We start from the raw sequence: 25,275 nt of genomic DNA on the forward strand, positions 1-25,275 counted from the left end.
ATGGCTTTCGTCACCGAGTGGTTCTGGTTCTTCCTGCTGCTGCCGATCGCCGCGCTCAGCGGATGGGTGATCGGCCGTCGCGGCGGCGAGCGCCACAGCGACAGCCAGGTCAGCAAGCTGTCCACCACCTATTTCCGCGGCCTGAACTACCTGCTCAACGAGCAGCCGGACAAGGCGATCGAGCTGTTCCTGCACATCGCCGAGCTCGACAAGGAAACCTTCGAGACCCAGGTCGCGCTGGGCCACCTGTTCCGCCGCCGCGGCGAGGTCGACCGTGCCATCCGCCTGCACCAGGGCCTGGTGCAGCGCCCCGACCTCAGCGACCAGCAGAAGGTGCAAGCGCTCCTGGCGCTGGGCGAAGACTACATGCGCTCCGGCCTGCTCGATCGCGCCGAGACCGTGTTCACCGAGCTGGCCGCGATCGACCAGCGTGCGCCGCAGGCTCTGCGCCACCTGATTGACATCTACCAGGCCGAGCGCGACTGGCCGAAGGCGATCGAGAACGCCACTCGCTACGAACAGGTGACCGGCGAGCCGATGGGCAAGCTGATCGGACAGTTCGAATGCGAGCTGGCCGAGCGCCTGCGCGCCGGTGGCGACCGTGACGGCGCCCGCCAGGCGGTCGCGCGCGCCTATGCCGCGGACTCGACGTCGGTGCGCGCCGGCATGCTGGAGGGGCGGCTCGAGATCGATGCCGGGAACGACGCCGCGGCCATCCGCGCCTATGAGCGCGCGGCGCGCCACGACCCCGACTACCTTCCCGAGATCCTCGCGCCACTGCGCTCGGCCTACGAGCGGGTCGGCGATTCCCCCGGCGCGCGCGCGTTCCTCACTGAAATGAGCGAGCACTACCGGGGCGTGGCCCCCGTGCTCGCGCTGACCCGGCTGGTCGAGGCGGAGGAGGGCGTGCCGGCGGCGCGCCGTTTCCTGGCCGAACAGCTCAAGGACCGTCCGTCGGTGCGCGGCGAGGCCGCCCTGATCGACCTGACCCTGGCCGAGGGTGGCCACGAGGCCACCACGCTGCAGGACCTTCGCCACATCACCGACCAGCTGCTCGTGCGCAACCCCGCGTACCGCTGCAACCGCTGTGGCTTCGGCGCGCGCAGCCACCACTGGCAATGCCCGTCCTGCAAGGAATGGGGCAGCATCAAGCCGTTGCTGAACTACGCCGTGGTCTGATGGTGTCAATCGACTGGACAAGCACCCTGCCGTGGCTGGCGATGGCCGCGGCGCTGGCAGCGGCCGGGGCCTGGGTGGCGCGGCGCCATGCGCTGCGCCACGGCCTGATCGACATGCCTGGCGAGCGCCGCAGCCATGGCGTGCCGACCCCTCGCGGAGGCGGCATCGGTATCGCCGTGGCCTGGGCGCTGGCCTGCGTGGCGCTGGCGCTGGACGGGCGCCTGGCCTGGCCCCTGGCGGCCACAGCCGTGACCGGGGTGGTGCTCGTGGGCGGCGCCGGCTATGTCGATGACCACCGACCGGTGTCGCCCTGGTGGCGTCTCGCGGCGCACGTGGCCGCGGGCCTTGCGTTGGCGGCGGGGCTGGCCGCCGCCGGGGCGCCGGCCTGGCTCGTGGTCGCGGCCTTCGTGGCCGTGCCGGTCCTGGTCAACGTCTGGAACTTCATGGACGGGATCGACGGTCTGGCCGCCAGCCAGGCCGCGCTGGCGGCGGTCGGGTTCGCACTGATGTCGGACGGGCCCGCGACGGCGCTCGCCGCGCTGGCGCTGGCCGCCGCGTGCTTCGGCTTCCTGCCGTTCAACTTCCCCCGCGCGCGGATCTTCCTTGGCGACGTCGGCAGCGGCGTGCTGGGCTTCGCGCTGGCGTTCCTCGGGGTCCTGCTGCTGCTTGGCAGCCACGCGGGAAAGAGCGCGGCCCTGGTCGCCCTGGTCTTCCTCCCGCTCTCGGCCTTCCTGGTTGACGCGGCGTTGACACTGGGAAGGCGCATCGTGCGCCGCGAGCGATGGTGGTCCGCGCACGTCGGGCACGCCTACCAGCGCCTGGCGGCCCGGCGCGGGTCGCACGTGCCGGTGACCTTGCTTTATGGTGCGTGGAGCCTCGCCACCGTCGCCCTGGCCGGCATGGCGGCGAAGCTCGGGGTCGCGACCGGCGTGGCCGTCGCGCTGGCGGCGGCCTGCGTCGCGGCCGCCACGCTGGCCTGGCATGCCATCACGGATGCCGGCCACATCAAGAAAAGGAAGGCCCGTTAGATGATCAGCTTGAGCGACCGTGTCAGGACGGGCCTGCCGCGCGCCTCGGTGGTGGTGCACGACCTGTTCATGGTCTGGGCGACCTGGGCAGGGCTCAACTATTTCCGCCACTCCGCGCTGGACCACGCCGCGGTGGCACCGCTGCTTTCGCCGGAGATGCTGCTCATCCTGATCGTGCAGGGGCTGATCTTCTGGCAGGTGGGCCTGTATCGGGGCGTCTGGCGCTTTGCCAGCATTCCCGACCTGGTCAACATCATCAAGGCCAGCCTGTTCGGGCTGCTGGCGATCCTGCCGCTGCTGTTCTTCGTCTTCGACCGCGCCGGCCAGGTCTCGCGCACGGTGATGCTGGCCTATCCGGTGGTGCTTTCGGCGCTGCTGGGCATGCCGCGGCTGCTGTACCGCGCCTGGAAGGACCACGGCAACGAGCGGACCGACAAGGCCGCGCTGCGGGTGCTGATCCTGGGTGCGGGGCAGGCCGGCGAGGCCCTGGTCCGCGACCTGCGGCGGGTGGGCGCCTACCAGCCGGTCGGCTTCCTGGATGACGCCGCCAAGCTTCGCGGAAGCTACCTGCAGGGTCTGCCGGTGCTGGGCCGCGTGGACGACGTGGTCCGCATCGCGCCCGAGACCGCAGCCAAGCTGCTGGTGATCGCGATGCCGTCGCTGGACGCGACCGCCATGCGCCGCGTGGTGGCCGCCTGCGAGCGTACCGGCCTGCCGTTTCGCACGGTGCCGCGCCTGAACGACCTGCTCGAGGGGCGCTCGCTGCCCGGCGAACTCAAGGAGGTGGCGATCGAGGATCTCCTGGGCCGAAAGCCGGTCACCCCCGACTGGAAGGCGATCCGCGACTGGCTGGGTGGCCGCAGCGTGCTGGTGACCGGCGCCGGTGGATCGATCGGTGCCGAACTGTGCCGCCAGTGCGCGCGGCACGGCGCGCGGCGGATCACACTGATCGAGCTCGACGAACTGGCCCTGGCGACAACCCAGGGTGAGCTGCGCCGCGACTTCCCGCAGATCGAGTGCCTGCCCGTGCTTGGCGACTGCGGCGATCCTGCGGTCATCCGCCACGCGCTGTCGCTGTCGTTGCCGGAAGCGGTGTTCCACGCGGCCGCGTACAAGCAGGTGCCTGTGCTCGAGGGCCAGCTGCGCGAGGCCGTGCGCAACAACGTCCTGGCCACCGCCACCGTCGCCCGCGAAGCGAACGCGGCAGGGGTGGGCACCTTCGTGCTGATCTCCACCGACAAGGCCGTCGACCCGGTGAACGTGCTGGGCGCGACCAAGCGCCTTGCAGAGATGGTCTGCCAGGCGATGACCGGGATCGGGGGCACGCGCTTCGTCACGGTGCGATTTGGCAACGTGCTCGACTCCGCGGGCAGCGTGGTGCCGCTGTTCCGCGCGCAGATCCGCCAGGGCGGGCCGGTCACGGTGACCGACCCGGAGGTCACGCGCTATTTCATGACCATCCCGGAGGCCTGCCAGCTGATCCTCCAGGCGGTCTCGATCGGTTCGCTGCAGGCCGTCTACACCCTGGACATGGGCGAGGCGGTCTCGATCCGCCTGCTCGCCGAACAGATGATCACCCTGGCGGGCAAGCAGCCGGGCCGCGACATCGCCATCGTCTACACCGGCCTGCGCCCGGGCGAGAAGCTGCACGAGACCCTGTTCCATTCCGAAGAGCGCTACCGGCCCACCGCACACCCCAAGATCCTGCAGGCCGAGGCGCGCGGCGTGGCCGCCGACCGCATCGAATCCGCGATCGCGAAGCTTCACGACGCAGTGGCGAGCTATGACGTGGACGCGCTTGGCAAGGTGCTGCGCGAGGCGGTGCCCGAATTCGCGCCGCTCGCAGCGGGCGCGACACCACAGGCGGCCACCGTGGTCGCATTCCCAGCAAGGAACGCAAGAAGGACATGACGCAACGCATCCGCAAGGCCGTATTCCCCGTGGCGGGCCTGGGCACCCGCTTCCTGCCCGCCACCAAGACCGTTCCCAAGGAGATGCTGCCGATCGTCGATCGACCGCTGATCCAGTACGCGGTGGACGAGGCGATCGACGCCGGCTGCGACACGCTGGTGTTCGTCACCAACCGCTACAAGCACGCGGTGGCGGATTACTTCGACAAGGCCTACGAGCTGGAGCAGAAGCTGGAGGCATCCGGCAAGCAGGAGCTGCTGGAGGTCGTGCGCAACGTCCTGCCGTCCGGGGTCCAGGCGATCTTCGTGACCCAGCGCGAGGCCCTCGGCCTGGGCCACGCCGTGCTGTGCGCGAAATCGGTGGTGGGCGACGAGCCCTTCGCGGTGTTGCTGCCCGACGACCTGATCTGGAACCGGGGCGGCCCGGGTGCACTGCGGCAGATGGCCGACCTGGCGGAGGCCAGCGGCGCCAGCGTGATCGCCACCCAGGCCGTGGCGCCGGAGCAGGTGTCCAGCTATGGCATCGTCGCCACCGGCGAATTCAGTGACCGCAAGGGACCGGTGACGGCGATCGTCGAGAAGCCCGCGCCTGCGGATGCGCCCAGCAACCTCGCGGTGGTCGGGCGCTACGTGCTGTCTCCGCGCATCTTCGCGCTGCTCGAGACGACCCGGCCTGGCGCCGGGGGCGAAATCCAGCTGACCGACGCGATATCCGCGCTGCTGGCCGAAGACCGCGTGCTGGCCTATCGCTTCCAGGGCACGCGATTCGACTGCGGCACCCACCTCGGCCTGATCGAAGCCACCATCCGGCATGCCCTCGACCACGAAAAGCTCAGTGAATCGGCGCAGGGCTTCATGCGGGACGCGCTGGCGGAACTGGGAGTGGTCGATTCCTGAATCGCTGCCCGGGACGGGTGACATTGTCGTCGGGGCGGGGTTATATTCAGGCGGTCAGGAAGGGCACCACAAATGTGCACCTGATCGCTTGACAGCACACCACCAAGGGAGAGAACGCTTCATGAAGCTTGCAACAACCATTGCTGGCCTGACGCTCGCCGTCGCAGCCACCTACAGCATTCCGGCCACCGCGCAGACCCTCCACGGCAACTCCTCGCAGGCCGTCGCGCGCTGCCAGGGCGCGCTGCCCGCCTTTGAAACGGCGATCCGCAAGCGTCCGCTGGCCATCCAGAACGAAGGCGACCGGGCCAGCTACGTGACCTGCGGCTTCGAGTTCGACTCCACCGATGCCATCAACAACTCGGCGTTCCTGGTCGACACCTACTTCACCAACAATACCGACGCCGCCGTGACCGTGGCCTGCACCGCCGTGACCGGCTACGCGGGCGCCGAGAACGAGTACGTGTCGTTCGACGTCGAGGTCGCCGCTGGCGGCGGCGGCGAAGACGCGAACCTGTTCTGGTACGACGATGACTTCGCGGGTGGCGGCATGGAGACCGGTCTGGTCGCCATCAGCTGCCAGCTGCCCGCCGGCGTCGGCATCAACGACACCTACGTGTTCTGGGAGTCCGGCGCTCCGGTCTGATCGCCGGCAGAGTCCGTTCCACGCGACATCTGGAGGGTGCCGGGTTACCGGCACCCTTTTTTTGGGCCCGGCAATCGCCCACACTTGCACGCACCCGGCACAAACAGGCAGTACCGATCACATGAAACCAAGCAACAGGATTCCCCTCATCGTCGCGGGCGTGGTCGTGCTTGCGGTGGTTGCCGGCACCTTCGTCCTGCGCGGACGCGACACGGTCCTGGACCCTCCGGAGGCGCAGCCGGTGGCTGGAGCGCCGATCGCGGACGCTACCGGCGACGCGGTGCCGGCCGGTGCCGCGCCCGTGCGCGCCGCTCAGGCCGCGACCTCGCCGGACGAAAGCGCGCTCGGGCACGTGGAGCGACGCAAGGAGATGCGCGAAAGCCAGCAGGCGCGGATCAAGGCCCTGCGGGAGGAGTCCGCGCAGCGCTTCGCGAGCGAGCAGGTCGATCCCGCCTGGGCTCCGGCGAAGATCGAGGAGCTCACCAGCGTCGCGAGCGATCCGTCGTTCGCCGTGGCCGAGGCCGAGCCGCAGCAGCTGAGCGTGGACTGCCGCAGCAGCACGTGCCGCATCGACGGGCAGTTCGAAACCGCCAGCAAGGCCGAGGACTGGATCCTGATGTACATGTCCAGCGTCGGCAGCCGCATGCCGAACTCGGTGGTCTCGCGCAGCAGGAATGCCGACGGCAGCACGCGCGTGGAGATCTACGGCCGGGGGCGCTGAGGCGCCGGCGCCTGGCCGCCCCGGGGCGCGTGCGGGCAGGAAGAAGGGGCGCCGGTGGCGCCCCTGTCCCGTTGTTACAGCGCCTCGAAGATGCCCGCGGCGCCCATGCCGGTGCCGATGCACATCGTGACCATGCCGTACTTCTGGTTGCGGCGGCGCATGCCATGGACGATCGTCGCGGTTCGCACGGCGCCGGTCGCGCCCAGCGGGTGCCCGAGGGCGATCGCGCCGCCCAGCGGGTTGACCTTGTCGGGGTCAAGCTCCGAGTCGCGGATGACCGCAAGTGCCTGCGCGGCGAACGCTTCGTTGAGTTCGATCCAGTCCAGCTGGTCCTTCGTCAGGCCGGCCTGCTTCAGCGCCTTCGGGATCGCCGCGATCGGGCCGATGCCCATCACCTCGGGACGCACGCCTGCGACCGAGAACGACACGAAGCGCGCAAGCGGGGTCAGGCCGTAATCCTTGATCGCCTGCTCCGAGGCGACCAGCACCGCACCGGCACCATCGCTCATCTGCGATGAGTTGCCCGCGGTCACCGTGCCGCCGAACTGCCCGTTGCGGAACACCGAGCGGAGCTTTGCGAGTCCTTCAAGCGAGGTGTCGGGGCGCGGGCCCTCGTCGTGCTCGACCAGCAGCTTCCTGAGCCGCACGCTGCCGCCGCCCAGGTCGGGCTGGCGCGAGATGATCTCCAGCGACGAGATCTCGTCGCGGAACTCGCTGGCCTTCTGCGCCGCCAGTGCCTTCTGGTGCGACGCCAGCGCGAACGCGTCCTGGTCCTCGCGCGAGACCTTCCACTCCTCGGCCACCTTCTCGGCGGTGATGCCCATGCCGTAGGCGATGGCCACGTGGTCGTCGCGGAACACCGCCGGTGACAGCGCGACCTTGTTGCCCATCATCGGCACCATGCTCATCGACTCGGTGCCGCCGGCCAGCACCAGGTCGGCGTGGCCCAGGCGGATCTGGTCGGCCGCCAGCGCCACGGCCTGCAGGCCCGACGAGCAGAAGCGGTTGATGGTCTGCGCGGCCACGGTGTCGGGCAGGCCGGCCAGCAGCACGCCGATGCGCGCCACGTTCATGCCCTGCTCGCCCTCGGGCATGGCGCAGCCGATGATCGCATCGTCGATGCGGTTGACGTCGATGCCTGGCGCCTGTGAGACAACGCTCTTCAACACGTGCGCCAGCATGTCGTCGGGCCGGGTGTTGCGGAACACGCCCTTGGGCGCCTTGCCCACCGGGGTGCGGGTGGCGGCGACGATGTAGGCGTCCTGGATTTGACGGGTCATAGACTGTTCTCTCTGGAATTCAAAGGCTGCAGCTTTCATGGGAGCGGCCATGGCCGCGATCAGCTGACGGGCCGTGGGGAATTCGCGGCTGTCGCCGCTCCCACACGCACGTCCTAGTTGCGCAGCGGCTTGCCGGTCTTGAGCATGTGCGCGATGCGGGCCTGGGTCTTTTCCTGCTGCGCGAGCTCGACGAAGTGTTGGCGCTCCAGTCGCAGCAGCCAGTCCTCGTCGACCACCGAGTTGCGGTCGACGTCGCCGCCGCTGACCACGGTCGCGATGCGCTGTGCGATCTCGTAGTCGTACTCGCTGATGAAGCGGCCCTCGAGCATGTTCTCCAGCAGCATGCGGAAGGTCGCGACGCCGACGTCGCCGGCCACGCGGACGCGGCGGGCGGGCAGGGGCGGGCGGTAGCCGGTTTCGGCCAGGCCGCGCGCTTCCTGCTTGGCGATGTACAGCAGCTCGTGGGCGTGGAAGACGACCTTGTCTTCCTGGCGCAGCAGGCCGAGTTCCTTGGCTTCCATCGCCGAGGCGGACACCTTGGCCATGGCCACCGATTCGAACCAGCCCTTGAGTTCGGCGAACACATCGCCGTTCGGGCCGGCCGCATCGGAGGCGCGTACCGCGAACTCCTTCAGGCCGCCGCCCGCCGGCAGCAGGCCGACGCCGGCCTCGACCAGGCCGATGTAGCTCTCGAGATGGGCGACGGTGCGCGCCGAGTGCATCTGGAACTCGCAGCCGCCGCCCAGGGCCAGGCCGCGCACCGCAGCCACCACAGGCACCAGCGAGTACTTGATGCGCTGGCTGGTGGCCTGGAAGTTGGCGACCATCGCCTCGAAGGCATCGACCTTGCCGGCCTGAAGCAGGCCGAGCGCACCCGCGAGGTCCGCACCGGCTGAAAACGGCTCCTTCGGCTGCCAGACGACCAGGCCCGCGAAGTCGCGTTCGGCACGTGCGACGGCCTCCTGGAGGCCATCCAGGACGCGGTCCGAAACGGTGTGCATCTTGGTCTTGAACGATGCCACGGCGATGTCGTCGCCATCGGTCCACATGCGGATGCCGTCGTTCTCGAAGACGGTCTCGCCGGTGGAGAACGTCTCTCCCAGCAGTGGATCCGGGAAGCGCTGGCGCTTGTAGACGGGCAGCGTGGAGCGGGGCAGGCGGGCGTTCTTGCCCGGGCTGTAGCTGCCTTCCGCGGAATGCACGCCCTCGCGGCCGTCGAAGACCCAGTCGGGCAGCGGCGCATCGCTCATGGCCTTGCCGGCCACGATGTCGTCGGCGATCCACTGCGCAACCTGCTTCCAGCCTGCGGCCTGCCAGGTCTCGAACGGCCCCAGGCTCCAGCCGTACCCCCAGCGGATCGCGAGGTCGACGTCGCGCGCGGTCTCGGCGATGTCGGCCAGGTGGTAGGCGGAGTAGTGGAACAGGTCGCGGAACACCGCCCACAGGAACTTCGCCTGCGGGTGCTCGCTGGCGCGCAGGGCGGCGAACTTTGCCACCGGATCCTTCGTCTTCAGGATTTCGACCACCTCGTCGGCGGCCTTGCGGTCGGCCGGGCGGTAGTCCTGCTTCTCAAGGTCCAGGACCATGATGTCCTTGCCGACCTTGCGGAAGATGCCGGCGCCGGCCTTCTGGCCCAGCGCGCCCTTTTCGACCAGCGCGGCCAGCCACTTCGGCGACTTGAAGTACTTGTGCCAAGGGTCGTCGGGCAGGGTGTCGGCCATGGTCTTGATGACATGCCCCATGGTGTCCAGGCCGACGACGTCGGAGGTGCGGTAAGTCGCCGACTTCGGGCGCCCGACCAGCGGGCCGGTCAGGGCGTCGACCTCGTCGAAGCCCAGGCCGCCCTCGACGGTGTGGTGGATGGTGGCGAGGATCGAGAACACGCCGATCCGGTTGCCGATGAAGTTGGGCGTGTCGCGCGCGTAGACCACGCCCTTGCCGAGCGTGGTGGTCAGGAAGGTTTCCAGTCCCTGCAGCACGGCCTTGTCGGTGCCCTTGGCCGGGATCAGCTCGGCCAGGTGCATGTAGCGCGGCGGATTGAAGAAATGCACGCCGCAGAAGCGCGGCCGCAGCTTCTCGGGCAGGACTTCGGCCAGTTTGTTGATGCCCAGGCCCGAGGTATTGCTGGCGAGGACGGCGTGATCGGCGATGAACGGCGCGATCTTCGCGTACAGGTCCTGTTTCCAGTCCATGCGTTCGGCGATCGCCTCGATCACCAGGTCGCAGTCCTTGAGACGCTGCAGGCCCAGCTCGTAGTTGGCCGGCACGATCGCCGCGGCCAGGGATTTCGACGCCAGCGGGGCGGGGCTGAGTTTGCCCAGGCTGGCGATGGCGCGGTTGACGATGCCGTTGGCTTCGCCTTCCTTGGCCGGAAGGTCGAACAGCACCGTGTCGACACCGGCATTGGTGAGATGGGCGGCGATCTGGGCCCCCATCACGCCGGCGCCGAGTACTGCGGCCCGGCGCACAAGCAATTTCTCAGACATGTTATGCAACTCCTTGATGCAAGGGAGATTCAGCTCTTGATTCCGGCGACCGCGAAGCGGATCAGCTCTTCCGCGGCACGCTTGCGGTGGGCGATTTCAGCGACCCCGGTGGGGCGCTTGATCAGCCCGAAATCTGACATTGCGTAGGTCAGCGCGCCGGACAGGAAGTCCAGGCGCCAGTACAGCTGCTCCTTGTCCAGCTCGGGCACGCATTCGGCGATCGCCCGTGCGAACTCGCGCAGCACGTGGCCGTACTGCTCGGACAGGAACTTGCGCAGGCCGTCGTTCTTCTCGGCGTAGGCGCGCGCGATGACGCGAATGAAGGCGCCGCCGCCCTGGCGGTCCCGGGCCAGCGCCAGGGCCGGCTCGACGAACGCAGCCAGGACCGGCGCCAGCTCGCCCGGACGCGACGCCCGGGCCTCGGCCAGCATCGCAAGGCGCTGCCGGCTCATGTCGTCCATGCGCCTGCGGAACACCTCGTTGATCAGGTTCTCCTTGCTGCCGAAATGGTAGTTCACCGCGGCGATGTTGACGTCCGCGCGGCCGGTCACCTGGCGCAGGGACGTGCCGCTGAAGCCATGCTGGGCGAACAGCTCTTCGGCGGCGCCGAGGATCCGGTCCTTGGTGGAAAACTGGGTGCTGGCCATTGGTGCGGGAAAGGTCCTGCGTGAATCAAACGCTTGTTTGGATACTAGGCGCGCGGCGATCGCGGGGTCAACCGGGAAGCATCGCGAAACCGCGTGCAGAGGGCGTATCCGATCCGTTAGAATCACTCCAGCCTTGTCGGCTAAACCCGCGCCCCGGCGTGGGTTTTTCTGTTACCTTTCGGGTCTGCCCAAGGATGGCCGGCCCGTTTTACCGGAGACCTCCCATGGCGCTGGAGCGCACACTGTCCATCATCAAGCCCGATGCCGTCGCAAAGAACGTCATCGGCGAAATCTATTCCCGCTTCGAAAAGGCCGGCCTGAAGATCGCCGCCTCGAAGATGAAGCAGCTGTCGCGCGCCGAGGCCGAAGGCTTCTACGCCGTGCACCGCGAGCGTCCTTTCTTCAACGCGCTGGTCGAGTTCATGATCAGCGGCCCGGTGATGATCCAGGTCCTGGAAGGCGAGAACGCCGTGCTCAAGCACCGCGACCTGATGGGCGCCACCAACCCGAAGGACGCTGCCGCCGGCACCATCCGCGCCGACTTCGCCGACTCGATCGACGCCAACGCGGTCCACGGCTCCGACGCCGCCGAGACCGCCGCCGTCGAGATCGCGTACTTCTTCCCGGCGACGGACGTCTACGCGCGTTGATCTTTTTTTGCCACGGATCTACGTGGATGGACGCGGATAAAGCAGGACAAGGGGCGGGTGGGACGACATCTCCACTATTCAGCTGCTCCCTGCACCATCCGCGTGAATGTGCTCTTGATCCGCGTAATCCGTGGCAATGCTACTGACCCCTGAAGGCCCGTGACCGAAGCAACCACCAAGCAGAATCTCCTGGACCTCGATCGCGCGGGGCTGGAGGACTTTTTCGCCGATCAACTCGGCGAGAAGCGTTTCCGCGCGCACCAGGTCATGAAGTGGATCCACCACCGCCACGTCACCGACTTCGACGAGATGACCGACCTCGGCAAGGCGCTGCGCGCCAAGCTGCAGGAGCGCGCCGAGGTCATCGTTCCCCAGGTCCACTTCGACAAGGCGTCCGAAGACGGCACCCACAAGTGGCTGCTGGGCATGGACGGCAAGAACGCGATCGAGGCCGTCTACATCCCCGACAAGGGGCGCGGCACGCTGTGCGTGTCCTCGCAGGTGGGCTGCGCGCTCAACTGCACCTTCTGCTCGACCGCGACCCAGGGCTTCAACCGCAACCTGTCCACCGCCGAGATCATCGGCCAGGTCTGGGTGGCCGCGAAGCACCTCGGCAACATCCCGCACAAGCAGCGCAAGCTGACCAACGTGGTGATGATGGGCATGGGCGAGCCGCTGGCCAATTTCGACAATGTCGTGCGCGCGATGAGCGTGATGCGCGACGACCTGGGCTACGGCCTGGCCAACAAGCGCGTGACCCTCTCGACCGCCGGCATGGTGCCGATGATCGACCGCCTGGCCGAAGAGAGCGACGTGTCGCTCGCCGTGTCCCTGCACGCGCCCAATGACGAGCTGCGCACGAAGCTGGTGCCGCTCAACAAGAAGTACCCGATCGCCCAGCTGATGGACGCTTGCGTGCGCTATGCGCTGCGCAAGAGGGGCGAGTCCGTGACCTTCGAATACACCCTGATGAAGGGCGTCAACGACCAGCCCGAACACGCGCTCGAGCTGGTGCAGCTGCTGCGCGCGTTCGACCGCGCGGTGCAGATGAAGGACGCCGCCAAGATCAACCTGATCCCGTTCAACCCCTTCCCGGGCACGCGTTACGAGCGCCCCGACGAAGCGGCGATCAGGACGTTCCAGAAGCTTCTCAACAGCGCCGGCATGATCGCGCCGGTGCGGCGCACCCGCGGCGACGACATCGACGCCGCCTGCGGCCAGCTCAAGGGCCAGGTCGCCGATCGCACCCGGCGCCAGGCGGATTTCCGCCGCAGCCTCGAGGCCGGGAAGGACAGCCATGCGTCGTCCTGACCGCACGGCGGCCGTGCTTGCGCTCGCGCTGCTGGTGCTTGCCACGGGCTGCTCGCGGCTGAGTTTCGTCAAACCCAGCGCGGCGCGCGGCGACTCCGAGCAGGTCGCGCGGACGTATGACTTCAGCGACGGCAAGCGCGACCGGAAGGGCGCCGGGGAGGCACGCGCGGAGCTGCTTCGCGGGGAGCGGGCGCTGCACGAAGGGCGCGTCGCCGACGCCGGCGGGCATGCCGCGAAGGCGCTGGGCATCGACGATGGCAACCCGCTGGCGCACACGCTGATGGCGCTGGCGCTTGAGCGCCAGGGCAAGGCCGCCGATGCCGGCAGGCACTACGCGCGAGCCGCGGAGCTGGCGCCGGCCTCGGGGCCGGCGCTCAACAACTACGGCAGCTGGCTGTGTCTGAACGGCCGTGCGCCGGAATCGCTGGACTGGTTCGACCGGGCGCTGGCCGACCGCAGCTATGCGAACCCCGAATCCGCGCTGGCCAACGCCGGCGCCTGCGCCGTGGACGGTGGGCAACCGGCACGCGCGGAGCGCGACCTGCGCGCCGCGCTGCGGCTGGACCCGGTGAACGCGGTTGCGCTCGAAGCACTTGCGCGTCATCTTTACGGGCAGGGGGAACACTTCGAGGCGCGGGCGTTTTCGCAGCGGCGCCTTGATGCGGGGCCGGCCACGCCCGGCGCGTTACTACTTGCGTCACAGATCGAAGAAATGCTCGGCGACAAGGCTGCCGCCGCTCGTTATGTTCAGCGCCTGCGGACGGAATTTCCGCAAGCGCAGGCAGCGCTGCCCGGGGACAGCAGTTCACGATGATGCCGCCAGACCACAACACGGCCGATGCCCACCAGGGCTGCGGCCAACGCCTCCGTACCGCGCGCGAAGCCGCGGGCCTGACCGTGCAGGACGTCGCGAGCCGGCTGAAAATGCCGGTGCGCGTAGTCGAATCGCTCGAGGACGAGGACTGGAGCCGCCTCGGCGCCCCGGTGTTCATCCGCGGGCAGCTGCGCAGCTACGGCCGCCTGCTGGGCCTCGCCACCGATACCGTGCATGCCGCCGCCGGCGTCGCGGCCGTGCAGCCGGTCGAGCTCACGCCGCGCACCTACGTGCCGCGCATGCGCATCGTGTTCGAACAGGCCGCGCGCCGCCTGGTGTACGTGGTGATCACCGCGGCCATCGCGCTGCCGGTCTGGCTGCACCTGTCGCCCCAGGAGCCCGTGTCCGGATCGCTGGACATGCCGGTCTCCACGCCGTCGCCGTCGGCCACGCAGGCACCCAGGCCGCTGGTGGCCTCGATGGCGCCCGTGGCGCAGAGGCCTGCCCCCGCCGTGTCGGCGCCGGTGCCCGCGGATGCCGACGGCCTCGAACTGCGTCTGGACGCGGACAGCTGGGTCGAAATCACCGCTCCCGACGGCAGCCTCGTCGAGCAGACGCTGCTTCGCGCCGGCGATGTGCGCAGCTACGCGGCGGGCGAGGTGGGCGGCATGGTGCTGGGCAACGCCAGCGCCGTTGACGTGCTCCGCGGCGGCGTGGACCAGGATCTCTCCCCGTACCTGCGGGCGAACGTGGCCCGCTTTACGGTATCCTCTGACGGTTCGCTGGCGCCCGCGCAACACTGAGCACGGTGCGCAGCGGATGCGGCGGCCCAGCGGGGCCCCACGCATGAAACCGGCGGCCCGTACGCGGGCCGTTCCCTTTCCGGTGCCTGCCCGCTCCTTGGCGGTGCGGTGCCCAGCACGATCGGACGGACATGGCAGTAGACGAGTTGCTCGATGAGCACGAACAGGGCGAACGCGTACGCGAGTGGATCCGCCAGAACGCCTTCGGGGTCATCGCAGGCATCGCGGTCGCGCTGGCCCTGGTCTACGGATACGGGAAGTGGCAGGACCACCTGCTGGCCAAGCGCATAGCCACGGGCGAGACCTACGCCGCGATCAACGACAGCATCGCCGCTGGCGACCTGGAGCAGGCGCGCACGCTCGCCGAAGGCGCCGCGCTGGACGACGGCATCTACGGCACCCTGGTGGCACTCGACCTCGCGGCGGCGCAGGTGCGCGCGGGTGACCAGGCGGCGGCGATCGAAACTTTGGCCGGCATCGGCGCGGTCGATCCGGCGCTGGCCCCGGTGGTGGCGCGCCGGCGCGCGGTGCTGCTGGTCGATGCCGGCAAGACCGACGAGGCGCTGGCGGTGCTCGGCGACGCCAACGACGCCGGCAGCCTCGAGATCCGCGGCGATGCCGAACACGCCGCGGGCCGCCCGGAGCAGGCCCGCGAGGCCTATCTGGCGGCGCTCACCACGCTGGACGAAGCGGCCACGACCCAGCGCCAGCTGCTCGAGATCAAACTGGCCGACGTTGGCGGCACGCCAGCCGCCACCGAAGAGGACACCCCATGACCACGTTCGCGTACACGCAGCCGCACCGCCTTGCGCGGCCCGCCGGTCGTGCCCTGGCCGTGCTCGCCTGCATCGCCATGGCGACCGGCTGCAGCACCGTCAGGGGCTGGTTCGGCGGCGACGACGACAAGGCCAACACCGACCCCGCCGAGCTCGTCGATTTCCAGCCGTCCGCCTCGCCCAAGCGCATCTGGACAGCCAGCGCCGGCAAGGGCGATGGCGGCACCGGCGTGGCGCAGTCGGCCACGATCGCCGACGGGCGCGTCTACGCGGCGTCGGTGAAGGGAGGGGTCCGTGCATTCGACCTGCAGGGCGGCGGCAGGCTCTGGCATTACGACACGGACCTGCGCCTGTCGGGCGGGCCGGCCGCCGGCGATGGCCTGGTGGCCGCGGGTTCGCTGGATGGCGACGTGGTGGCGCTGGATGCCGCGACCGGCGCCCTGCGCTGGACCGCACAGGTTCCCAACGAAGTGATCGCGCGCCCGGCCGTGGGCCAGGGCCTGGTGGTGGTGCGCTCCAACGATGGCCGCGTCACCGCCTTCGACGCGGCCAGCGGCGAGCGCCGCTGGTTCTGGGCGCGCGAACTGCCGTCGCTGACCGTCCGCGGCAACGCCCCGGTCACCCTGGCGCCGGGCCTGGCGTTCATCGGCACCGATGAAGGGCATCTTGCCGCGCTGTCGCTTGCGGACGGGCGCCTGGTGTGGGAGCAGCCGGTCGGCGTGGCCGACGGCCGCACCGAGCTGGAGCGCATGGCCGATGTCGACGGCGCACCCGTGGTCGACGGCAGCGTGGTGTTCGCCAGCAGCTACAAGGGCACCAGCATGGCCTTCGAAGGGCCGTCCGGGCGCCCGCTCTGGGCCGCTGAAAGCGGTGGCGCGGGCGGCATCGGCATGGCCGACGACCGGGTGGTGGTGAGCGATGCCGCCGGCACCGTCTGGGCCATCGACAAGTACGTGGGCACCGCCTACTGGCAGCAGCCCGCGCTGGCGCGGCGCAACCTGGGCCCGGCGGCGGTGCATGGCGACTACGCGGTGGTCGGCGACTTCGACGGCTACCTGCACTGGATGCGCCTGTCCGACGGCGAGTTCGCGGCGCGCGAACGCGCCGGCCGCTCGCCAATCGCCGGGCGCCCGGCGGTGGCCGACGGCGTCCTCGTGGTCCAGAACACCGACGGCGACCTCAGCGCCTGGCGCATCGACTGAGCCCGATAAAATGGCGGATCGCCGCGGCCCCGGGTAGTCTCGCTGCCCGGGGCCGCGCGTTTGCGCCCCACACCGCACCAAGGCACGACATCGCATGCTTCCCCTAGTCGCCCTCGTGGGCCGCCCCAACGTCGGCAAGTCGACGCTCTTCAACGCGCTGACGCGGACGCGCGACGCCCTGGTGCACGACCAGCCGGGCGTCACCCGCGACCGCCACTACGGCGTGTGCCGCATCGATGGCGAGCGTCCATTCGCGCTGGTCGATACCGGCGGCATCGCCGATGGCGGCGTGCACCTGCTCACCGGCGACCTGGCCGGCGCCACCGCGCGCCAGGCCCGCGCCGGCGCCGACGAGGCCGACCTGGTGCTGTTCGTGGTCGATGGCCGCGAAGGCCCGTCCACGGTGGACGACGAGATCCTGGCGTGGCTGCGCAAGTCCGCGCGGCCGACCTTCCTCGTGGTCAACAAGACCGACGGCATGGACGCCCGCGCGGCCGTGGCGGAGTTCGCGCACTACGGCTTCAAGGACGTGCTGGCGGTGTCTTCGGCGCACCGCCAGGGCATCGACGACCTGATCGACGAGATCCGCGGGCGGCTGCCGGACGAAGGCGCCTCCGAGGCCCTGGACGATGATCCCAAGCGCATCCGCCTCGCCTTCATCGGACGCCCCAACGTGGGCAAGTCGACCCTGGTCAACCGCATCCTGGGCGAGGAGCGGATGATCGCCTCCGACGTGGCCGGGACCACGCGCGATTCGATCGCCGCCGACCTGGAGCGCGACGGCCGCCTGTACCGGCTGGTCGATACCGCCGGCATCCGCCGCAAGTCGCGGGTCGACGAGGCGGTCGAGACCTTCTCCATCATCAAGACCCTGCAGTCGATCGAGCAGTGCCAGGTGGCGGTGGTGCTGATCGATGCGCGCGAGGGCGTGACCGACCAGGACGCCAGCGTGCTGGGCGCGGTTCTGGATGCCGGCCGCGCCCTGGTGGTCGCGGTCAACAAGTGGGACGGGCTGGATACCTACCAGCGCGAGCAGGTCGAGGCGTTGCTGTCGCGCAAGCTCGCCTTCGTGCCCTGGGCCGAGGCGGTGCGCATCAGCGCGCTGCACGGCTCGGGGCTGCGCGAGCTGTTCGGCGCGGTCCATCGCGCCCACGGCTCGGCCACGCGGATCTTCAGCACCGCCGAAGTGACCCGCGCGATCGAAATGGCGGCCGAATCCAATCCGCCGCCGGTGGTCCGCGGCCACGCCGCCAAGCTGCGCTTCGCGCACCCCGGTGGCGACAGCCCGCCGACCATCGTGGTCCACGGCACGCGCCTGCGCACCTTGCCGGACAGCTACCGGCGCTATCTGGAGAACTTCTTCCGCAAGCGCTTCAAGCTGGTTGGAACGCCGGTGCGCTTCGTGTTCCGCGAGGGCGAAAACCCCTACAAGGACCGCAAGAACGTGCTCAGCGAGCGCCAGGTGGCGAAGCGCAAGCGCCTGGTCCGGCACGTCAAGCGCCGCAAGTGAGCGCGCTCGCCGCGACCACGCTGGGGCTGCTGGCGGGCGGACGCGCAACGCGCCTGGACGGCGCCGACAAGGCCTGGCTGGAGAAGGGCGGCGAGCCGCAGGTGCTGCGCCTGGCGCGACGCGTGCAGGGCGAGGTGGACGCGGTGCTGGTGTCCGCCAACCGCAGCCCGGAGCGCTACGCCGGGCACGGGCTGCTGGCGGTCGCCGACCGACGCGCCGGCCTCGGCCCGCTGGGTGGCCTGGACGCGCTGGCCGACGCCTGCACGACCCCCTGGCTGCTGACGCTCCCGGTCGACCTGGTGTCGGTCAACGACTGCCTGCTGCGCAGCCTGCGCGCCGCCGGTGGCGATGGTGCCTGGGCCGAGGACGACGACGGCAGGCAGCCGCTGGTCGCGCTGTGGCGCACCGCGTCCCTGCGTGCCGCGCTGCCCGGCGCACTCGCCTCGGGCGAGCTCTCGGTCCACGGCCTGCAGGGGCGGCTGGGCATGGTCGCGGTGCGATTCGCCGGACTGCGTTTTGGAAACCTGAACACCCCGGCCGACCTTGCCGCCGCGGGCTTCCCACCGGCCTGAACGATGCATCCCGCCACCGGTCCGGCGCGCCGTCCTGCCATGGCGTAGGGTAGGGCGCAATCCGGGCTCGCCACAGTCGGCGGCAGCGGACCCATGCAGGATAATCGCGGCATGCCGGTCATCGACATCACACCACGCGAGGCGCTGCGGCGCGTCGCCACCTCGGGCGCCATCCTCGTCGACGTTCGCGAGGACCACGAGCGCGAACTGGGCATGGCCGAAGGTGCGCGGGGGATCCCCCGCGACGAACTCGAGGCCGAGCCCGGATTCCACTTCCACGACCGCGACGCGGAGCTCCTGCTCATCTGCCAGAGCGGCGGGCGCTCGATGCTGGCGGCCGAGAGCCTGCTGCGGCAGGGATACCGCAACGTGCACTCGGTGCGTGGCGGCACCCTGCTGTGGGCCACCGAAGGCCTGCCCATGGCGCGCCCCGAGGCGCCCGCGCAGCCGCGCGACGAGGATTTCCACGAGCGCTATTCGCGCCACCTGCTGCTGCCCGAGATCGGCATGCGCGGGCAGAAGCGCCTGGCGATGGCGCGCGTGCTGATGCTCGGTGCCGGCGGCCTTGGTTCGCCTGCGGCGTTCTACCTGGCAGCGGCCGGCGTGGGCGAGCTGCGCATCGTCGACGACGACGTGGTCGAGCGCAGCAACCTGCAGCGGCAGATCCTGCACGCCGATGCCGACATCGGCCTGCGCAAGGTCGATTCCGCCGAGGTCCGGCTGTCGGCCCTCAACCCGCGGATGAAGATCGATGCGGTGCCCGAGCGCCTGACCTCGGCGAACGTCGAGCAGCTGCTGGAGGGCGTCGACGTGGTGGTTGACGGCGCCGACAACTTCGCCGTGCGCTACCTGCTCAACGACGCGTGCGTGCGGCTGGGCGTACCGCTGGTGTACGGCGCGGTGCACCGTTTCGAGGGCCAGGTGAGCGTGTTCGACGCCGGACGCCACCGCGGCGAGGCACCGTGTTACCGCTGTCTGTTCCCCGAGCCGCCGCCGGCCGGGGCCGCGCCCAACTGCAGCGAGGCCGGGGTGCTTGGCGTACTGCCCGGGGTGGTCGGCATGCTGCAGGCCACCGAGGCGCTGAAGCTGTTGCTGCACGTGGGCGAGCCGCTGCGCGGGCGCCTGCTGCACTTCGATGCGCTCGGCATGCGCTTCCGCGAGACCCTGCTGACGCCGGACCCGGCCTGTCCGCTGTGCGCCCCGGGCGCGGCGTTTCCCGGCTACATCGATTACGAGGCCTTCTGCGCGGGCTGAGCTCGCGTCGCCCGTGCGTGAGCACCGCGGGGCTGGCGACGCGCTAGGCTCCGGCGACACTACTCCGCGGGAACTCCACATGGCGTACGGATCGTGGCGGCACGCCGCTCTTGCAGTCCTCCTGGCCGCGTGCGCCGCGCTGGCACCGCCGCTCGCGCACGCCGCCGACCCCTGTCCGCTGCTGCGTGCGCAACAGGCAGCGCCGGACACGGCCACCCGGATCGCGGCCACGGCCTGCGACGAGCACCAGGCCTGGTATCGCGGCTTCATCGACCGCGAAGGTCGCCTTGTGGGCTCCGCCGTGCGCGAAGCCGAAGCATCGCGCCTCGCCAATGGCCAGTCCGCCTGGCTGCGGGTGGCCGGGTACTGGCGCGACAGCGGCCTGCTGTGGCAGGTGCAGCAGCGCGCCGGGGCCGCCGACTGCGCGGCCGCCCGCGACGCGTACCCGTCGCCGGGCTGCCGCGGCTTCGTGGTCGACACGCCCTGGTCGGCCGCCTTCGTGTCCTGGGTGATGCGACGCGCCGCGCTACCGGGCTTCGGCGCTTCGGCCAGCCACGTCGACTACGTGCGCGCGGCCTACCGCGATCCAGACGGCAGTCCCTACCGCATCGTCGATCCGCATGCGGCGCGTCCGGCCCGTGGCGACCTTCTCTGCTATGTCCGGGTGCCGGGCAGGAACTACGGCTTCAGCGGCCTGGCGACCCTGCTCAGCACGCAGGACAGCGGCCTGGGCATGCATTGCGACATCGTGGTGTCGGCCGGCGAGGCGGCCGACCGCACGGCGCGGCTGGTCGGCGGCAACGTGTTCGATGGCGTCACCATGCGGCTGCTGCCGCTCACCGACGGCGGCCGGTTCGAGGACCTGCCGTCGCGCGGCGATGATGGCGTGGAATGCAGCCCGGACCAGTCATCGGCCTGCAGCGCCAACCGGCAGGACTGGGCGGCACTGCTGCAGCTGCGTCCGCAGGGCGAACTCGCGCGGCTCGCGCCGGCGCCGCCCATGGCGGGCCCGGGACCGGCCGCGACAACGCCGCAGTGCTGCGTGCACTGCGTGCTGGGAGCGGGCGTGCCGCGCTGCCCGGCCACGGGGCCGGTGCCTGTGGATTGAGGCCATGCCCCGTCACGTGGCTCGCGCCATGCGCTGCCGATCGGCGACAATGGACGCCTCACGCACGCGACCCACAGGCATGCCAGATATCGCTCCCCAGGCCCGGATCCTCGACGGCAAGCGCATCGCCGATGAACTCCTCGACACTCTCAGGCTGCGGGTCGAGGTGCGCACCGCGTCCGGCCACGCGCCGCCCGGCCTGGCCGTGGTGCTGGTCGGCGACAACCCGGCGTCGCGCTCCTACGTGCGCAACAAGCGGCGCGCGGCAGGCATCGTCGGCATCCGTGCGCTGGACTTCGACCTGCCCGAAGGCACCACCGAGGCCGAGCTGCTGGCGCTGATCGACCGCCTCAACGCCGACCCGAGCGTGCACGGCATCCTGGTGCAGCTGCCGCTGCCGGGCATTCCCGACGCCACGCGCCTGATCCACCGCATTGATCCGCGCAAGGACGTCGACGGCTTCCATCCCGAGAACGTCGGCCATCTGGCACTGCGCCAGTTCGGCCTGCGGCCCTGCACGCCGCGCGGCATCACCACGCTGCTGGCCTGGACCGACCGCCCGGTGCGCGGGCAGAGCGCGACGATCGTCGGCGTCAGCAACCACGTCGGCCGGCCGATGGCGCTGGAGCTGCTGATCGCCGGCTGCACGGTCACCAGCTGCCACAAGTTCACGCCCCGCGACGTGGTGCGCCGGCACGTGGGCGAGGCCGACATCCTGGTGGTGGCTGTGGGCAAGCCCGACCTGGTGCCGGGCGAGTGGGTGAAGCCCGGCGCGGTGGTGATCGACGTCGGCATCAACCGCCTGGACGACGGCCGCCTGGTGGGCGACGTCGGCTTTGCCGCAGCGGCCGCGCGCGCAAGCTGGATCACGCCGGTGCCCGGCGGCGTCGGGCCGATGACGGTAGCCACCCTGATGCAGAACACGCTGGAAGCCGCGGAGGCTGCCGACGCCGCTGCGTCCGGCGCCTGAGCGCCGGACCGGTCCCGCGCCACGCGGTTCTGCGGGACGCGTCATTCCGCCACCGCCCGCGCTCCAGCCGGCTGCGGCGGGTACAATGTCGTGCTTCACCACCACCGGCACGCCCATGCTGCGCATCCAGGCTGAAGCGCTCACCTTCGACGACGTCTCGCTCGTCCCGGCGCATTCCACGGTCCTCCCCAAGGACGTCTCCCTCGCCACACGGCTCACGCGCGACCTGCGCCTGAACATGCCGATCGTGTCCGCCGCCATGGACACCGTCACCGAGGCCCGCCTGGCCATCGCCATGGCCCAGCTCGGCGGCATCGGCATCGTGCACAAGAACATGAGCGCCGAACGCCAGGCCGCGCACGTGCTGCAGGTCAAGAATTTCGAGGCCGGGGTGATCCGCGAACCGTTCACCGTCGGCCCGCAGACCTCGATCGGCGAGGTGCTGCGGCTCACCCGCGCGCGCAACATCTCCGGCGTGCCGGTGGTCGATGGCGACCAGCTGGTGGGCATAGTCACCGGGCGCGACATGCGCTTCGAGAAGAAGCTCGATGATCCGGTGCGCAACATCATGACCCGCAAGGACAAGCTGGTCACGGTGAAGGAAGGCGCCAGCGACAGCGAAGTGATCGAGCTGCTGCACCGCCACCGGATCGAGAAGGTGCTGGTGGTCAACGACGAGTTCCAGCTGCGCGGCCTCATCACCGTCAAGGACATCCAGAAGGCGCAGGACAACCCGAACGCCGCCAAGGACCTGTCCGAGAGCCTGCTGGTCGGCGCCGCGGTGGGCGTGGGCGGCGATACCGAGGAGCGCATCGAGCGCCTGGCTGCCGCCGGCGTCGATGTCATCATCGTCGACACCGCGCACGGTCATTCGCAGGGCGTCATCGACCGGGTGGCGTGGGCCAAGAAGCGCTACCCGCAGCTGCAGGTGGTCGGCGGCAACATCGTCACCGGCGACGCGGCGCTCTCGCTGATGGACGCCGGCGCCGACGCGGTCAAGGTCGGCGTGGGCCCGGGTTCGATCTGCACCACGCGCGTGGTTGCGGGCGTGGGCGTGCCGCAGATCACCGCCATCGACATGGTGGCGTCGGCCCTGCAGGACCGCATCCCGCTGATCGCCGACGGCGGCATCCGCTACTCGGGCGACATCGGCAAGGCGCTGGCCGCCGGCGCGTCCTCGGTGATGATCGGCGGCCTGTTCGCCGGCACCGAGGAAACCCCCGGCGAGACAGAGCTCTACCAGGGCCGCAGCTACAAGAGCTATCGCGGCATGGGCAGCCTGGCGGCAATGGAGAAGGGCTCCAGCGACCGCTACTTCCAGGAAGCCGCGAGCGCCGACAAGCTGGTGCCGGAAGGCATCGAGGGCCGGGTGCCGTATCGCGGCCCGCTCAGCGGCGTGATCCACCAGCTGATCGGTGGCCTTCGCGCCACGATGGGCTACGTCGGCTGCGGCACGGTCGAGGACATGCGCAGCAAGCCGCAGATGGTGAAGATCACCGGTGCCGGCCAGCGTGAGAGCCACGTCCACGACGTGCAGATCACCAAGGAACCGCCGAACTACCGGGCGGGCTGATGCGCCGCGCGCGTCCGTCCCGCACGCATTCGCCCGCGCGCCGCATCCTGCTGCGCGGACTCGTGCTGGCGCTGCTGGTCTCGGCCGGCCTCTACGGCTACGCCTGGTACCGCGACTGGCAGCTGCGTGATTCCTGCACCGGCAACGCCGGCGAGTGGAATGCGGAGCTCGAGCAGTGCACCTTCCGCCTCCCGCTCCCCGAACAGACGGCCCCCGATCCGACGCCATGACCGACCTGCACCGCGACAAGATCCTCATCATCGATTTCGGCGCGCAGTACACGCAGCTGATCGCGCGCCGCGTGCGCGAACTGGGCGTGTACTGCGAGATCTGGGCCTGGGACCACGACCCGTCCGAGATCGCGGCCTTCGGCGCCCGCGGCATCATCCTGTCGGGCGGGCCGGAATCGACCACGGTCGAAGGGTGCCCGCGTGCGCCGCAGGAGGTGTTCGACAGCGGCCTGCCGCTGCTCGGCATCTGCTACGGCATGCAGACCATGGCCAAGCAGCTCGGTGGCGAGACCGAGGCCGCCGACGCGCGCGAATACGGCCACGCGGAAGTCACGCTGATGGCGCGCGACCGCCTGTTCGGCGAGCTCAACGACCACGGCAGCGAACCGCCGCGCCTGGACGTGTGGATGAGCCACGGCGACCACGTCTCGAAGGCACCGCCCGGCTTCACGGTCACCGCAAGCACCTCGCGCGTGCCGGTCGCGGCCTTCGCCAACGAGGACAGGCGCTGGTACGGCGTGCAGTTCCACCCCGAGGTCACGCACACGACCTCGGGCCAGGCGCTGCTGCGCCGCTTCGTGGTCGACGTCTGCGGCAGCGAGACCCTGTGGACGGCCGAGCACATCATCGAGGACCAGGTCGCGCGCGTGCGCGAAACCGTCGGTACCGACGATGTGATCCTGGGTCTCTCTGGTGGCGTCGATTCCTCCGTCGTGGCCGCGCTGCTGCACCGTGCGATCGGCGACCAGCTCACCTGCGTATTCGTCGACACCGGCCTGCTGCGCTGGCAGGAGGGCAACCAGGTGATGGCGACCTTCGCCGATGCGTCCGACGCGCATGGGCTCGGCATCCGGGTGATCCGGGTCGATGCACGCGATCGCTACTTCAGCGCGCTGGCCGGGGTCACCGATCCCGAGGCCAAGCGCAAGATCATCGGTGGGCTGTTCATCGAGATCTTCGACGAGGAGGCCGGCAAGCTGGCCAATGCCAAGTGGCTGGCACAGGGCACGATCTACCCCGACGTGATCGAGTCGGCCGGCAGCAAGACCGGCAAGGCGCACGTGATCAAGAGCCACCACAACGTCGGCGGCCTGCCCGAGCACATGAAGATGGGCCTGGTGGAGCCGCTGCGCGAGCTGTTCAAGGACGAAGTGCGGCGCATCGGCGTGGCGCTGGGCCTGCCGCACGAGATGGTCTACCGCCATCCGTTCCCGGGCCCGGGCCTGGGCGTGCGCATCCTGGGCGAGGTCAGGCCCGAGTACGCCGATATTCTTGCGCGGGCGGATGCGGTGTTCATCGAAGAGCTGCGTTCGGCCGGCCTGTACGACAGGACCAGCCAGGCGTTCGCGGTGTTCCTGCCGGTGAAGTCGGTGGGCGTGGTCGGTGACGCGCGCGCCTACGAATGGGTGATCGCGCTGCGTGCGGTCGAGACCATCGACTTCATGACCGCGCATTGGGCGCACCTGCCTTACGACTTCCTCGGACGGGTCTCGAACCGCATCATCAACGAGGTGCGCGGCGTGTCGCGCGTGGTCTACGACATCAGCGGCAAGCCGCCGGCGACGATCGAGTGGGAGTAGGGCTTGCTGCTGGACTCCGCCGGCCACGGCAGGACGCCTTGCGCCCTGGCCTGGTGTTTCCGGCGATGATCGAACGGAAGTGACAGCGGCGCCGGCCGACAAGCCGGCGTTTCCATGGGATGCTCCGG

Annotated in this window: 23 protein-coding genes; 20 read left to right on the forward strand and 3 right to left on the reverse strand. The window is 70.0% G+C overall.

All coding sequences use genetic code 11. The features are described from left to right. The 6 genes from lapB to WCE39_RS04690 all read left to right on the forward strand — a co-directional run bounded on the left by lapB (window position 1) and on the right by WCE39_RS04690 (window position 6,381). Entirely contained in the window at window positions 1-1,179 is a 1,179-nt protein-coding gene (lapB, locus tag WCE39_RS04665; protein WP_343275542.1) for a lipopolysaccharide assembly protein LapB, read from the forward strand. After that, complete coding sequence (locus tag WCE39_RS04670; protein ID WP_343275543.1) at window positions 1,179-2,207, forward strand: MraY family glycosyltransferase; 1,029 nt, start codon at window positions 1,179-1,181, stop codon at window positions 2,205-2,207. The genes lapB and WCE39_RS04670 overlap by 1 nt, the downstream gene beginning before the upstream one ends. Beyond that, window positions 2,208-4,118, forward strand: coding sequence for a polysaccharide biosynthesis protein (locus tag WCE39_RS04675; protein ID WP_343275544.1), 1,911 nt, complete (start codon window positions 2,208-2,210; stop codon window positions 4,116-4,118). After that, window positions 4,115-5,014 (forward strand): UTP--glucose-1-phosphate uridylyltransferase GalU, encoded by a 900-nt coding sequence (gene galU, locus WCE39_RS04680; RefSeq protein WP_343275545.1) that lies wholly within the window; start codon window positions 4,115-4,117, stop codon window positions 5,012-5,014. The genes WCE39_RS04675 and galU overlap by 4 nt, the downstream gene beginning before the upstream one ends. A 121-nt stretch (window positions 5,015-5,135) precedes the next feature. Beyond that, window positions 5,136-5,660, forward strand: a complete 525-nt coding sequence (locus WCE39_RS04685) for a hypothetical protein (RefSeq protein ID WP_343275546.1) — start codon at window positions 5,136-5,138, stop codon at window positions 5,658-5,660. Window positions 5,661-5,781: 121 nt separating this feature from the next. Next, window positions 5,782-6,381, forward strand: a complete 600-nt coding sequence (locus tag WCE39_RS04690) for a hypothetical protein (RefSeq protein WP_343275547.1) — start codon at window positions 5,782-5,784, stop codon at window positions 6,379-6,381. Window positions 6,382-6,455: 74 nt separating this feature from the next. Here WCE39_RS04690 and WCE39_RS04695 read toward each other — a convergent pair whose 3' ends face one another. The 3 genes from WCE39_RS04695 to WCE39_RS04705 all read right to left on the reverse strand — a co-directional run bounded on the left by WCE39_RS04695 (window position 6,456) and on the right by WCE39_RS04705 (window position 10,794). Continuing rightward, a complete protein-coding gene (locus tag WCE39_RS04695; RefSeq protein ID WP_343275548.1) occupies window positions 6,456-7,661 on the reverse strand; it encodes an acetyl-CoA C-acyltransferase in 1,206 nt (401 codons plus the stop codon). A 113-nt stretch (window positions 7,662-7,774) separates the two neighbouring features. Further along, window positions 7,775-10,147, reverse strand: coding sequence for a 3-hydroxyacyl-CoA dehydrogenase/enoyl-CoA hydratase family protein (locus WCE39_RS04700; RefSeq protein WP_343275549.1), 2,373 nt, complete (start codon window positions 10,145-10,147; stop codon window positions 7,775-7,777). Between the two features lie 29 nt (window positions 10,148-10,176). After that, the gene (locus tag WCE39_RS04705; RefSeq protein WP_343275550.1) at window positions 10,177-10,794 is read right to left on the reverse strand and encodes a TetR/AcrR family transcriptional regulator; all 618 of its coding nucleotides are present in this window, start codon (window positions 10,792-10,794) and stop codon (window positions 10,177-10,179) included. Between the two features lie 224 nt (window positions 10,795-11,018). Between WCE39_RS04705 and ndk the strand changes: the two genes are divergently transcribed. From ndk to guaA, 14 genes are all read left to right on the forward strand, one after another. Continuing rightward, window positions 11,019-11,444 carry a nucleoside-diphosphate kinase gene (gene ndk / locus WCE39_RS04710; RefSeq protein ID WP_343275551.1) on the forward strand — a complete coding sequence of 142 codons (426 nt, stop codon included), beginning with the start codon at window positions 11,019-11,021 and terminating at the stop codon, window positions 11,442-11,444. Window positions 11,445-11,603: 159 nt separating this feature from the next. Beyond that, window positions 11,604-12,755, forward strand: coding sequence for a 23S rRNA (adenine(2503)-C(2))-methyltransferase RlmN (rlmN, locus tag WCE39_RS04715; RefSeq protein ID WP_343275552.1), 1,152 nt, complete (start codon window positions 11,604-11,606; stop codon window positions 12,753-12,755). Next, window positions 12,742-13,569 carry a tetratricopeptide repeat protein gene (locus WCE39_RS04720; RefSeq protein ID WP_343275553.1) on the forward strand — a complete coding sequence of 276 codons (828 nt, stop codon included), beginning with the start codon at window positions 12,742-12,744 and terminating at the stop codon, window positions 13,567-13,569. The genes rlmN and WCE39_RS04720 overlap by 14 nt, the downstream gene beginning before the upstream one ends. Then, window positions 13,566-14,372, forward strand: a complete 807-nt coding sequence (locus WCE39_RS04725) for a helix-turn-helix domain-containing protein (RefSeq protein ID WP_343275554.1) — start codon at window positions 13,566-13,568, stop codon at window positions 14,370-14,372. Before WCE39_RS04720 ends, WCE39_RS04725 begins: the two co-directional genes overlap by 4 nt. Before the next feature lie 131 nt (window positions 14,373-14,503). Next, window positions 14,504-15,148: a YfgM family protein gene (locus tag WCE39_RS04730; RefSeq protein WP_343275555.1), complete on the forward strand. Its 645-nt coding sequence runs from the start codon at window positions 14,504-14,506 to the stop codon at window positions 15,146-15,148. After that, window positions 15,145-16,350, forward strand: coding sequence for an outer membrane protein assembly factor BamB (bamB, locus tag WCE39_RS04735; RefSeq protein ID WP_343275556.1), 1,206 nt, complete (start codon window positions 15,145-15,147; stop codon window positions 16,348-16,350). The genes WCE39_RS04730 and bamB overlap by 4 nt, the downstream gene beginning before the upstream one ends. 94 nt (window positions 16,351-16,444) lie before the next feature. After that, window positions 16,445-17,860 carry a ribosome biogenesis GTPase Der gene (gene der, locus WCE39_RS04740; protein WP_343275557.1) on the forward strand — a complete coding sequence of 472 codons (1,416 nt, stop codon included), beginning with the start codon at window positions 16,445-16,447 and terminating at the stop codon, window positions 17,858-17,860. Beyond that, window positions 17,857-18,432 carry a molybdenum cofactor guanylyltransferase gene (gene mobA, locus WCE39_RS04745; protein ID WP_343275558.1) on the forward strand — a complete coding sequence of 192 codons (576 nt, stop codon included), beginning with the start codon at window positions 17,857-17,859 and terminating at the stop codon, window positions 18,430-18,432. Before der ends, mobA begins: the two co-directional genes overlap by 4 nt. A gap of 111 nt (window positions 18,433-18,543) precedes the next feature. Continuing rightward, a complete protein-coding gene (moeB, locus tag WCE39_RS04750) occupies window positions 18,544-19,686 on the forward strand; it encodes a molybdopterin-synthase adenylyltransferase MoeB (RefSeq protein WP_343275559.1) in 1,143 nt (380 codons plus the stop codon). Window positions 19,687-19,765: 79 nt separating this feature from the next. Continuing rightward, on the forward strand, window positions 19,766-20,794 hold the full coding sequence (locus tag WCE39_RS04755) for a DUF2272 domain-containing protein (RefSeq protein ID WP_343275560.1): 1,029 nt from the start codon (window positions 19,766-19,768) through the stop codon (window positions 20,792-20,794). A gap of 79 nt (window positions 20,795-20,873) precedes the next feature. Further along, window positions 20,874-21,764: a bifunctional methylenetetrahydrofolate dehydrogenase/methenyltetrahydrofolate cyclohydrolase FolD gene (folD, locus tag WCE39_RS04760; RefSeq protein WP_343275561.1), complete on the forward strand. Its 891-nt coding sequence runs from the start codon at window positions 20,874-20,876 to the stop codon at window positions 21,762-21,764. A gap of 115 nt (window positions 21,765-21,879) precedes the next feature. Then, entirely contained in the window at window positions 21,880-23,337 is a 1,458-nt protein-coding gene (guaB, locus tag WCE39_RS04765) for an IMP dehydrogenase (RefSeq protein ID WP_343275961.1), read from the forward strand. Next, window positions 23,337-23,567, forward strand: a complete 231-nt coding sequence (locus WCE39_RS04770) for a hypothetical protein (protein WP_343275562.1) — start codon at window positions 23,337-23,339, stop codon at window positions 23,565-23,567. Before guaB ends, WCE39_RS04770 begins: the two co-directional genes overlap by 1 nt. Further along, on the forward strand, window positions 23,564-25,147 hold the full coding sequence (guaA, locus tag WCE39_RS04775) for a glutamine-hydrolyzing GMP synthase (protein WP_343275563.1): 1,584 nt from the start codon (window positions 23,564-23,566) through the stop codon (window positions 25,145-25,147). The genes WCE39_RS04770 and guaA overlap by 4 nt, the downstream gene beginning before the upstream one ends. Window positions 25,148-25,275 lie beyond the last annotated feature (128 nt).

This window comes from Luteimonas yanweni (genome assembly GCF_039548475.1).
Lineage (GTDB): Bacteria > Pseudomonadota > Gammaproteobacteria > Xanthomonadales > Xanthomonadaceae > Luteimonas.